Raw genomic sequence first — 419 nt, forward strand, 5'->3', positions numbered from 1 at the left:
AGCGTGCACCGGCCAAGATTGAAGTCCTGAATGACACGCACGGCGAGCTGGTTCGGCTCTACCGCGTGGTGGCCAATCACCTGGACGAGTTCGTTCGGCACTTCCGTTGGTCACTGACCAGCCGGGAAATGTACCGGTGGGCTCAGCTGCAGCACGTCGAAACGCTGACTGATATCCAGCGCGCCGCGCGGTTCTACTACCTGCAGAAGCTGAGCTTCGGTGGAAAGGTGGACGGGCAGTCGCTGGGCGTTGGCCCGACGGCGACAAAACGCATCAACCTGCTCCGACTGGAACAGGATCTGAGTGATGCCCACCTCCGGCTACAGGGGGTGGTGATCGAGCAGCTGACTTGGCAGCGGTGTATCGAGAAGTACGATCGGCCCGAAACGTTGTTCCTGCTCGATCCTCCGTACTGGGAG

The 419-nt window shown here is 60.9% G+C and carries 1 protein-coding gene; it reads left to right on the forward strand.

Going from position 1 to position 419, the window contains the following annotated elements; translation table 11 throughout:
- Nucleotides 1-419 (forward strand): DNA adenine methylase (locus D7X55_RS41700; protein WP_147470526.1); only part of this gene is annotated, 419 nt, incomplete at both ends.

Source organism: Corallococcus sp. AB049A (assembly GCF_003668885.1).
Lineage (GTDB): Bacteria > Myxococcota > Myxococcia > Myxococcales > Myxococcaceae > Corallococcus > Corallococcus interemptor.